This window comes from Sphingopyxis sp., assembly GCF_036675685.1.
Lineage (GTDB): Bacteria > Pseudomonadota > Alphaproteobacteria > Sphingomonadales > Sphingomonadaceae > Sphingopyxis.
On the sequence record NZ_JAKFEM010000019.1, the window covers coordinates 1 to 9,469 of the forward strand.

Here is a 9,469-nt window from a genome sequence, read left to right on the forward strand (position 1 = left end):
GCCGCCATTATTGTCGAGATCGGCCTGGGTCAGGACATAGCTGGTGTCGTAGGTCTGGCTCGCTCCCGGCGCGAGGGTCACCCCCGAGATATTCTGCCCGGTCAGCGGATCGACCACCGTGACGTTGGTCAGCGTGACGTTGCCCGTGTTCGTGACCTTCACCGTATATTGCGCCACGTCGCCCGCGGCATCGCCATTGGCACCGTCGTCGGCCCATTTCACGAAGGTCTTCTCGATCGCAAGCGACGGCGCCGGCGCAATCGGCGCCTCGGCCGTATCCGTCGCGGTTACTTGCTTTGTTGGAACGCCCTGCTGGGTCGCAACGACGGTCGCGCTATTGTCCTTGTCGCCATCGCCACCGCCATTCGTATCGAGATCGGCCTGAAGCGCGGTCTGCTGGACCGTATATTGCCAGGTTTCCCCGACATCGAGCACAGCGTTGGAATTTCCGTCGCCAACATTGAAAGCGCCATTCTTGACCTCGGTCACTACACCGCCATCGGCCAGCGCATCCGTGACCTGAACGTCGACCAGACCGGTCTCTCCGTTGTTGGTGACCGCGATGGTGTAATTGGCGATATCGCCCGCCCCGTCGAGCACCGTCGTCGAACTGCCGTTGTCGGGACCATCGGTGACGTTCACGAACGCCTTGTCGATCGCAATGTTGGGGACAGGATAATGGTTGCCGATCGGATCGACGACGACAGTCTGGCCGACGCTGGCTATCGTCGCAGTCTCAAAAGCACCAGTCGTTTGCGTCGAGCCCAGTGGCACAATTTCGTCGATTTGGTGCGTGCCCACGGCCACGCCAGCGAAGGAGTAACTGCCATCAGCGTTGGTGACGGTCGACCGCTCTGTCAGCGCATCGAAGATGCCATTCTTATTATCATCAATGAAGATCGTAACGCCGCCCACGCCCACTTCGTCGTCAGCATTGCCAAGAATATTGTCGACGCCGTCCTGATCGCGCACTCCGTCGCTGTTCACGTCGGAGAATTTCGTCCCGTTCAGCGTGCCGGCTTGCTGGATGTTCCATTCTTCGAACGTGCCGTTGACCGCAAAGTCGCCGCCTTTGAAGCCCATCTCGACATATAGGTATAAATAGGTTGTGGCCGGGTCTTGTCCGGCAAAATTGGCGACTGGCACCAACACGGCATAATCGTCATTGCCACTGCCGCTCGACGAAGCATCGGACATCAGCAAGGTGACGTCGCCGCCGGCGTCCATATTATAGGCCAGATTCTGGCTCTGCAGAACATTGAGATCCTCGATCCCGGCATTGTTCGACGTATAGATCTGAAATGCATCCAGCGAAATTTGTGCGCTGGGAACGTTGTTGGATTCGTTCAGATCGACATGAAATTCATAATAAGCAACGCCGTCGATAATCTTTACAGGAATGGTACCGAGAAGAACCGTATGGGTTTTTGAAACATCGATATCATTGTTGGTATTATCAAGCGGATTTGTATCGTCCGAATTGAAGCCGCGCTCATTTCCGTCATTGTCAGAAATCGCGAGAAACGTATTATATTGTCCTGTTCCAGCGCCCGAAGGCGACAGTTTCTTGAAAATCGCGCCACCGATTGTCGTTGACGCGTCCAGAGCCGTGATGTCGATGTCAGCCATTTTGGTTCATCCCACCCAGTCGCCCTCACGCGATGACCTGGAGTGGATTCAACAGGCCGCGCGAAGGCAAAGCTTCGCTTTCAACGGCTCGACGGGGCAGTAAGCCTGTTCGAGTCGCAACGACCGATGTAGATCTGTTTAGAGAAGGTAAATGATCCATTCAACTATTATTAATCATTGAAGATGGCCATCTGACGCCGATCCCGCCGCGCCGGTCGACTGCGAAATTTTCGACGGGCTCGAAAAACCGTCTATCTTGGCGGCTAACCGCCAGACCTTAGTTCTTGAATGCCATGGCGGAACGCAGGCTCAACCGCCCGTTAGCGGCCGCTTCTCAAGCGTCGCGGACGACAGCTTAAGAGTTTCCCCAAGACTGAAATGAGGCGCAAAGCAGCCACAAGAGGCTTAAATGGCTATTCCCAGCGAGTTATAGCATCAGCCTTCCCGAGAGCGGGGGCGGCGCAATAGCTTTACTGTTGACCGGGAGCGCCGGCTCCCGGAGCGCCGACCGCACCGATGTTCCCGAAGATGTCTTCGAAGAAGCTGCGGTGACGGCCCAGCGTCGGGGTCTTGTCGCCTTCGGGGCTGATCCTGCTCACGAGTTCGAGACCGGTGCGATCGACCGCGACGACATTGCCCGCGGGGTCGAAACGGACGCGCAGGACCTGCTGATCCACCGGGCGCGGCTTGGCGAAGGCGAGCTGGCGCGTTTCGCGCGACACATAATAATATTCATTGTTGCTGAACTGGCCGACGAAGGTCGGGCGGCCGAGCGTCTTTTCCACCGATTCGCGATTGTCGACACCCGCGGTGATCGCTTCGGTCAGCAGCGGATCGACAACATAGCCCTGCCGCCCCTTGAGCTGCGCGCAACCGCCGGAGGCCAGCGCCACGATCAGTCCAAGGGCGACCAGGCGCGCGCGCGAGGCGGGAAGCGAAACGATGGAATAAGGCATCTATTATCTCCGTTGCGCCGGTCCGTCGCTAATCCGGGCGGTCGGCGCTGGCTCTGGCGCCTCTTAACCGCAAGCGGACAGCGCGCACAAGCCGCTTGTGCCGCGGCAAAGCTTGCCACAAGCTGACCGGCGGCTCTTTTCCGCCGCGCCGTTTACGCCTAAACGGGTGCCATGATCTCACTTCGCAAATTATTCAAATCCGGTCCCGACCCACGCGAGGCGCGGCGCCCGCTCTGGAATGCCGTGGTCAGCGTCGCGCGCGCACCGCACTGGTACGTCCAAGGAACGGTCCCCGACACGCTCGACGGCCGGTTCGACATGGTCAGCCTGGTGATGGCGCTCGTGCTCCACCGCATCGACGAAGACCCGGCGCACAAGCTTGCCGGCGTCGAGCTGACCGAATTGTTCGTGAACGACATGGACGGACAGATGCGCCAGATCGGCTTTGGCGACATGGTCGTCGGCAAGCAGATCGGCCGAATGGTCGGCGCGCTCGGCGGTCGGCTCGGCGTCTATCGCGCCGCCGACGGATCGGATGAGCTGCGCGCGGCGCTGGTCCGCAACCTTTGGCGCGGCAACGAGCCCGCCGAAGCGGGGCTTGCGCATGTGATGGCCGAAGTCGCGGCGCTGCGCGCGTCGCTCGCAGCGACCCCGGTGTCCGATCTCGTTACCGCCGACCGCCTGACCGGAGCGCGGGGTTGAGCGCCGACGCCGAATTCTCGCTGGTCGTGACACTCGCCGATGCCGCGCAAGGCCGCGACATTGCGATCGAGGCCGACGCCGACGCGCGAGCCCGCATTGCAAAGCGGCTGGGGCTGGCAGCGCTCGACCGCTTCACCGTGACCGCCGAAATTCGCACCGTCGCCGGCGGGATCGCCGCGAAGGGCGCGGTGCACGCCGACCTTGTCCAGCATTGCGCAGCGACCGACCTTCCGGTCCCCGCGACGCTGACCGAAAGCTTCGACCTCCGCTTCCTGCGCGATGTCGATGCGCCTGCCAGCGAAGAGGACGAGATCGAGATCGGCAGCGACGATCTCGACCTGCTGCCGCTCGAGGGCGACCGGATCGATCTGGGCGAAGCCGCGGTCCAAACGCTCTCGCTCGGCCTCGATCCCTTTCCGCGCCACCCCGACGCCGACCGCATCCTCGCCGAAAAGGGCGTGCTCAGCGAAGAGGCTGCCGGGCCCTTCGCGGCGCTCGCCAAACTGCGCGGAAAGCCGGGCGCCTAGCGCTCGTCGGGCGCCGACTTCGGCGCATCCTCGACCAGGTCGGCAACCGCGGCGTCGAGCCCCGGCTCTTCCTTCGCTTCGGGCGCCTTGGACGCGGGCTTTTCGGCTGCCTCGCCCGCGGCCTTTTCATCGCGCGTCGGCGGCAGCGCGCCGCCGAGCGCGTTGGCGAGGCCGAGCAATTGTTCGCCGATCACCTTGTCGACCGCGGGGGCGATGTCGCCGACCTTGAAGCGCATATAGCCGCCGACGACATAGTCGAAGCGCAGCGCGCTGCCCGTCGGCGTCTCCTTGATCTGGATCGTCAGCGTGCCGTTCAGCGCCTCGCCCTGTAACGGCCCGAAAGCACCCGACAGGCGAAGCAGCTGGTTCGGTTTCGAAAACAGGATGCGCGCGTGCTGGACGCTACCGACGCCCGATCCGGTGTCGGGCAGTTTCTCGCAGAAACAGCCGCCCGCCTGCGAATCGAGCCAAAAGTTCGCGGCATCGCCCGACCAGCTATGATCCTTCGACCACCAGTTCTGGGGCATGCGGAGCATTTTCCACACATCCGCGGGGGTCGCCGCGACCTGCGCGGTGTGCGCGACAGTGAAGCCGGCTTCGCTCTGATCGACGACCTTGGCGCTCACCGCCGGCACGAAAGCAAGTGCGCCGATCATGGCGGCGCCTGCAAAATATCTGGAAATCGCCATCAGCCCGTTCCCCCTTGGCGCCTCAATAACCGGCGCCGGGGAAACTGGCTAGCTGGCAGTCGCGAGGACGGTTTCGATCGCGTCGTTGACCTGATCGATCGGCGCCATGCCATCGACATGCGTCACGATCCCGCGCGCTTCATAGATCGGCAGGATCGGCGCGGTCTTGGCGCGATATTCGGTCATGCGCGTGCGCACCGTTTCCTCATTGTCGTCGGGACGGCGCTTGAAGTCGTGGCTGCCGCACACGTCGCAGGTGTCGGCAACCTTGGGCAGCTTGTAGCGGTCGTGGTAGCCCGCACCGCAGTTGCCGCACGAGAAACGGCCGGTGATGCGGTCGACGAGCGCGTCTTCCTCGACCAGCAGCTCGATCACATGATCGAGCTTGCGGCCACGGTCGCTGAGAATCGTGTCGAGCGCGTCGGCCTGCGCCGCGGTACGCGGATAGCCGTCGAAGATCACCGAAACGTCGCCGCCCAGCTCGTCGAGCCGTTCGCCGATCAGCCCCGAGACGATCGCATCCGAGACCAGCTCGCCGGCGTCCATTACGGCTTTTGCCTGGAGGCCGATCGGCGTTCCCGCCTTGACCGCGGCGCGCAGCATGTCGCCGGTCGACAGCTGGACCATGCCATGCTCGTCTTCCAGGCGCGCCGCCTGCGTTCCCTTGCCCGCCCCCGGCGGACCCAGCAAAATGATATTCAGCGTCATGGAGGCCCCTGTTTCCTGCCCGTTGCCCTATTCCTCTGGCGCGGATGGACGTAGCGGGCGCTTTAGCGTCGCGCAACGCCGCCCTTCAATTTGGCCTTCTTGATGAGGTCGCCATATTGATGCGCGAGCATGTGGCTCTGGATCTGGCTGATCGTGTCGATCGTCACGTTGACGATGATCAGCAGGCTGGTGCCGCCGAGCTGGAACGGCAGGCCCGATCCGGCGATGAAATATTCGGGGATCAGACAGATCGCCGCCAGATAGGCCGCGCCGATCACGGTGATGCGCGTCAGCACATGGTCGAGATAAGCGGCGGTGTTCTTGCCCGGGCGGATGCCGGGAATGAAGCCGTTCTGGCGCTTCAGATTGTCGGCGGTCTCTTCGGGGTTGAAGACGACGGCGACATAGAAGAAGCAGAAAAAGATGATGCCCGCGGCATAGAGCGCCATGTAGAGCGGCTGGCCGTGCGCGAGATACTGGTTGAGCGTGATCAGGAAATCGCTCGTCGCGGTGTCGCCCTGGACATTGTTGCCCATCATCTGCGTCACGGTCAGCGGCATCAGCAGCAGCGACGAGGCGAAGATCGGCGGGATCACGCCCGCGGTGTTGACCTTGAGCGGCAAGTGGCTGCGGTCGGCCTGCATCACGCCGCGCTGGGTCGCGCGCTTGGGATATTGGACGAGCACGCGGCGCTGCGCGCGTTCCATGAAGCTGATGAAGGCGATGATGACGATCGCGCCGCCGAGGACCGCTACGATCGTGCCGCCGCCCATCGAACCTTCGCGGACCTGGGTGAACATCTGCGCAAAGCTGCGCGGCAGCTGGGCGAGGATGCCCGCCATGATGATGAGCGAGACGCCGTTGCCGATGCCGCGGCTGGTGATCTGCTCGCCGAGCCACATCAGGAACAAAGTACCGCCGACGATGCTGATGACCGCGCCGATGCGGAACAGCATGCCGGGGTCGACGACCGCGGCGATCCCCTGGCTCGCGCCGAGCGTTTCGAGCCCGACGGCGATGAAATAGCCCTGGATCGCGGTCAGCGCGACGGTGCCGTAGCGCGTGTACTGGTTGAGCTTCTTGCGCCCGCTTTCGCCCTCTTTCTTGAGCGCGGCGAGGCTGGGCGACAAGGCAGCCGCCAGCTGCACGACGATCGACGCCGTGATATAGGGCATGACGCCGAGCGCGATGATGCTCATGCGCTCCAGGCTGCCGCCCGAAAAAGTGTTGAAGATGTCGAGGACGCCGCCCGAGGCGGCCTGGCTGTAAAGCGATGCCAGCGCGACGGGATCGACCCCCGGCAGCGGCACGAACGACAGAAAGCGGAAGACGATCAGCGCACCGATCGTGAACCAGATGCGGTTCTTGAGTTCGGTCGCCTGGCCGAACTTCGAAAAGTTCAGGTTGGAAGCAAGCTGGTCGGCGCGAGAGGCCATGATGATCTTTCCTCGAGTGGCGGACCGCGCCCCCGCGACCCGGCGCCTATGTGCGTTCGACGGTCACGAAGCGCAAGGGGAAAGGCCCGAATTCAGATGCGACGGGGGCGGATCGACCCGTGCCGACCCGCCCCCAGGTGCATTAAGCCTTCTTGGCCGCTTCGGCCTTGCGCTTGGCTTTCTTGCCTTCGCCTTCGGCCTTGGGTTCGGGCAGTTCGACCTTGCCGCCGGCCTTCTCGACCGCTTCGATCGCGCCCTTCGACGCACCGGCAACGGCGAAGGTCAGCTTCGCGGTGAGTTCGCCCTTGGCGAGGAGGCGGACGCCGTCCTTGCCGCCGCGCGCCAGGCCAACGGCCTTGAGCGCCGCGTGATCGATCACGGCCTTGGCGTCGAGCTTCTTCGCATCGATCAGCTTCTGGATCATGCCGAGGTTCACGATCGCGAAGTCCTTGGCGAAGATATTGTTGAAACCGCGCTTCGGGATGCGCATGTGGAGCGGCATCTGGCCGCCTTCGAAGCCGTTGATCGCGACGCCGCTGCGGGCCTTCTGGCCCTTCTGGCCGCGGCCGGCGGTCTTGCCCTTGCCCGAGCCGATGCCGCGTCCGACGCGCATGCGGCCCTTGCGGGCACCGTTGTTGTCACGAAGTTCGTTAAGCTTGATCGTCATTGCACTCGCTTTCGCTTTTGTCGCGCGGATAGATATTCGGGGAGTCCCGAGGGGTTTAGCCCTCGATGACTTCCACCATGTGCGGCAGCTTGCGGATCATGCCGCGCACTTCGGGGGTGTCGACCAGTTCGACCTCACGGTGCATCTTGCCCAGGCCGAGCCCGGTCAGGATGGCGCGCTGGCCCTTGGGACGACGGATCGGCGAACCGATCTGGCGGATCTTGATCTTCTTGTCAGCCATCGTCTTACTCCGTCACCGCCGCGGCTTCGGCTTCGGCTGCGCGGTCGGATGCACCGCCGCGCTTGATCAGGTCCGAAACCTTCTTGCCGCGACGCTGCGCGACCGACTTCGGGCTGGTCTGTTCACCGAGCGCTTCGAAGGTTGCGCGGATCATGTTGTAGGGGTTCGAGGTGCCGACCGACTTGGTCACCACATCGGCAACACCCAGCGATTCGAACACCGCGCGCATCGGGCCACCGGCGATGATGCCCGTACCGGCAGGCGCCGAACGCAGCGTCACATTGCCGGCGCCGAAATGGCCGCGGCCATCATGGTGCAGCGTACGGCCGTCGCGCAGCGGAACGCGGATCATCGACTTCTTCGCCGCCGCGGTCGCCTTCGAAATGGCTTCGGGCACTTCGCGCGCCTTGCCATGACCGAAACCGGCGCGGCCCTTGCCGTCGCCAACGACGACGAGCGCGGCGAAACCGAAGCGCTTGCCGCCCTTCACCGTTTTCGAGACGCGGTTGATGTGAACGAGCTTTTCGATCAGCTCTTCGCCACCCTCTTCGTCGCGCGGGCGACGATCGTCGCGGCGGCCACGGCCACCGTCACGACCGCCACGGCCGCCATCACGACCGCCGCCACCGCCGCGGCCGCGGCGCGGAGCCTGGCCTTCGGTGGGGGCTGCTTCGGGAGCGCCTTCGACGTTCTGTACTTCGTCTGCCATGATTAGAACTCCAATCCGCCTTCGCGAGCCGCGTCGGCCAGCGCCTTGATGCGCCCGTGGAACAGGAAACCGCCGCGGTCGAACACGACCTGCGTCACGCCCGCCTTCTTGGCGGCAGCGGCGAGGCGCTTGCCAACGTCGGCAGCGGCCGCCGTGGTCGCGCCGGTCTTGCCGCGGACATCCTTGTCGAGCGTCGAGGCCGCGGCCAGCGTCTGGCCGGCAGCGTCATCGATGAGCTGTGCATAGATGTGGCGGCCCGAACGGTGCACCGACAGGCGCGCACGCCCACCAGCCCGCTTGCGGAGGGCAGTACGAACGCGCTGGCGGCGTTTTTCGAATTGGGTAAGATGTGCCATGGCTTACTTCTTCTTGCCTTCTTTGCGGAAGATGTACTCGCCGCGATATTTGATGCCCTTGCCCTTATAGGGTTCGGGCTTGCGCCAACGGCGGATTTCCGCCGCGACCTGGCCGACCTGCTGCTTGTCGATACCGCTGATCTCGATCGTCGTATTGTCCGGCGTCTTGATCTCGATGCCTTCGGGCACCGCAAAATCGACATCATGGCTGTAGCCGAGCTGTAGCTTCAGCGTCTTGCCCTGCGAGTTGGCACGATAGCCGACACCGGTGATTTCGAGAACCTTGGTAAAGCCCTCGGTCACGCCCGTGATCAGGTTCTGCACCAGCGTCCGCTGCATACCCCAAAAGGCGCGCGCTTCGCGGGTATCGTTCGCGGGCTGAATCGAGATGCTGCCTTCGCCGACTTCATATTTGATGTTGTCGGAAAGCGGCATCGCGAGCGAGCCCTTCGGACCCTTGACCGACAGCTGGCCGCCGTCGATCGCGGCAGTGACGCCGCCGGGGATCTCCACTGCTTTTTTACCAATGCGCGACATCAGAACACCTCCGCCAGCACTTCGCCGCCGACATTATGCTCGCGAGCCTCGGCGTCCGAAAGAACGCCGCGCGGGGTCGACACGATGGTGATGCCCAGGCCGTTGCGCACGATCGGAAGTTCTTTCGAACCCGAATAGACGCGGCGGCCCGGCTTCGAAACGCGCGCCACGTGGCGGATCGCCGGCTGGCCTTCGAAATATTTCAGTTCGATGCGGATGCCCTTGTGCTGGCCCTTGGCACCCAGCGCTTCTTCGCTGTAGCCGCGGATATAGCCTTCGCGCTGGAGAACATCGAGAACGCGGACACGCAGC

The 9,469-nt window shown here is 63.4% G+C and carries 13 protein-coding genes; 2 read left to right on the top strand and 11 right to left on the bottom strand.

Annotation, left to right across the window (positions count from 1 at the left end):
* Both V6M50_RS08520 and V6M50_RS08525 read right to left on the bottom strand, forming a co-directional pair.
* On the bottom strand, window positions 1-1,629 hold a 1,629-nt coding region (locus tag V6M50_RS08520), incomplete at its 3' end, for a DUF7507 domain-containing protein (RefSeq protein ID WP_332818129.1).
* Between the two features lie 470 nt (window positions 1,630-2,099).
* Entirely contained in the window at window positions 2,100-2,585 is a 486-nt protein-coding gene (locus V6M50_RS08525) for an outer membrane protein assembly factor BamE (RefSeq protein ID WP_332818130.1), read from the bottom strand.
* Window positions 2,586-2,756: 171 nt separating this feature from the next.
* Here V6M50_RS08525 and V6M50_RS08530 point away from each other — a divergent pair, with 171 nt between their 5' ends.
* The gene (locus tag V6M50_RS08530) at window positions 2,757-3,287 is read left to right on the top strand and encodes a ubiquinol-cytochrome C chaperone family protein (protein ID WP_332818131.1); all 531 of its coding nucleotides are present in this window, start codon (window positions 2,757-2,759) and stop codon (window positions 3,285-3,287) included.
* Window positions 3,284-3,814, top strand: a complete 531-nt coding sequence (locus V6M50_RS08535; protein WP_332818132.1) for a YceD family protein — start codon at window positions 3,284-3,286, stop codon at window positions 3,812-3,814. The genes V6M50_RS08530 and V6M50_RS08535 overlap by 4 nt, the downstream gene beginning before the upstream one ends.
* Here the strand turns inward: V6M50_RS08535 and V6M50_RS08540 are convergent.
* From V6M50_RS08540 to rpsH, 9 genes are all read right to left on the bottom strand, one after another.
* Window positions 3,811-4,503, bottom strand: coding sequence for a hypothetical protein (locus V6M50_RS08540; protein WP_332818133.1), 693 nt, complete (start codon window positions 4,501-4,503; stop codon window positions 3,811-3,813). The genes V6M50_RS08535 and V6M50_RS08540 overlap by 4 nt on opposite strands.
* Window positions 4,504-4,551: 48 nt before the next feature.
* Window positions 4,552-5,211: an adenylate kinase gene (locus V6M50_RS08545; protein WP_332818134.1), complete on the bottom strand. Its 660-nt coding sequence runs from the start codon at window positions 5,209-5,211 to the stop codon at window positions 4,552-4,554.
* Between the two features lie 62 nt (window positions 5,212-5,273).
* Window positions 5,274-6,647: a preprotein translocase subunit SecY gene (gene secY / locus V6M50_RS08550; protein ID WP_332818135.1), complete on the bottom strand. Its 1,374-nt coding sequence runs from the start codon at window positions 6,645-6,647 to the stop codon at window positions 5,274-5,276.
* A 142-nt stretch (window positions 6,648-6,789) separates the two neighbouring features.
* Window positions 6,790-7,314 (bottom strand): 50S ribosomal protein L15, encoded by a 525-nt coding sequence (gene rplO / locus V6M50_RS08555; RefSeq protein ID WP_332818136.1) that lies wholly within the window; start codon window positions 7,312-7,314, stop codon window positions 6,790-6,792.
* Window positions 7,315-7,369: 55 nt separating this feature from the next.
* Entirely contained in the window at window positions 7,370-7,555 is a 186-nt protein-coding gene (gene rpmD, locus V6M50_RS08560) for a 50S ribosomal protein L30 (RefSeq protein ID WP_237835816.1), read from the bottom strand.
* A gap of 4 nt (window positions 7,556-7,559) precedes the next feature.
* Window positions 7,560-8,264, bottom strand: coding sequence for a 30S ribosomal protein S5 (gene rpsE / locus V6M50_RS08565; protein WP_332818137.1), 705 nt, complete (start codon window positions 8,262-8,264; stop codon window positions 7,560-7,562).
* A 2-nt stretch (window positions 8,265-8,266) separates the two neighbouring features.
* The gene (gene rplR / locus V6M50_RS08570; protein ID WP_088439820.1) at window positions 8,267-8,620 is read right to left on the bottom strand and encodes a 50S ribosomal protein L18; all 354 of its coding nucleotides are present in this window, start codon (window positions 8,618-8,620) and stop codon (window positions 8,267-8,269) included.
* 3 nt (window positions 8,621-8,623) lie between these two features.
* Window positions 8,624-9,157 (bottom strand): 50S ribosomal protein L6, encoded by a 534-nt coding sequence (gene rplF / locus V6M50_RS08575; RefSeq protein ID WP_332818138.1) that lies wholly within the window; start codon window positions 9,155-9,157, stop codon window positions 8,624-8,626.
* Window positions 9,157-9,469, bottom strand: a 313-nt coding sequence (gene rpsH, locus V6M50_RS08580) for a 30S ribosomal protein S8 (RefSeq protein ID WP_332818139.1), incomplete at its 5' end; no start/stop codon positions are given. The genes rplF and rpsH, both read right to left, overlap by 1 nt.

What these genes read in the sequence shown, in the direction of transcription:
- V6M50_RS08525 (WP_332818130.1), bottom strand. Translation starts at nt 2,585, where the DNA reads ATGCCTTATTCCATCGTTTCGCTTCCCGCCTCGCGCGCGCGCCTGGTC.
- V6M50_RS08530 (WP_332818131.1), top strand. Translation starts at nt 2,757, where the DNA reads ATGATCTCACTTCGCAAATTATTCAAATCCGGTCCCGACCCACGCGAG.
- V6M50_RS08540 (WP_332818133.1), bottom strand. Translation starts at nt 4,503, where the DNA reads ATGGCGATTTCCAGATATTTTGCAGGCGCCGCCATGATCGGCGCACTT.
- V6M50_RS08545 (WP_332818134.1), bottom strand. Translation starts at nt 5,211, where the DNA reads ATGACGCTGAATATCATTTTGCTGGGTCCGCCGGGGGCGGGCAAGGGA.
- secY (WP_332818135.1), bottom strand. Translation starts at nt 6,647, where the DNA reads ATGGCCTCTCGCGCCGACCAGCTTGCTTCCAACCTGAACTTTTCGAAG.
- rplO (WP_332818136.1), bottom strand. Translation starts at nt 7,314, where the DNA reads ATGACGATCAAGCTTAACGAACTTCGTGACAACAACGGTGCCCGCAAG.
- rpmD (WP_237835816.1), bottom strand. Translation starts at nt 7,555, where the DNA reads ATGGCTGACAAGAAGATCAAGATCCGCCAGATCGGTTCGCCGATCCGT.
- rpsE (WP_332818137.1), bottom strand. Translation starts at nt 8,264, where the DNA reads ATGGCAGACGAAGTACAGAACGTCGAAGGCGCTCCCGAAGCAGCCCCC.
- rplR (WP_088439820.1), bottom strand. Translation starts at nt 8,620, where the DNA reads ATGGCACATCTTACCCAATTCGAAAAACGCCGCCAGCGCGTTCGTACT.
- rplF (WP_332818138.1), bottom strand. Translation starts at nt 9,157, where the DNA reads ATGTCGCGCATTGGTAAAAAAGCAGTGGAGATCCCCGGCGGCGTCACT.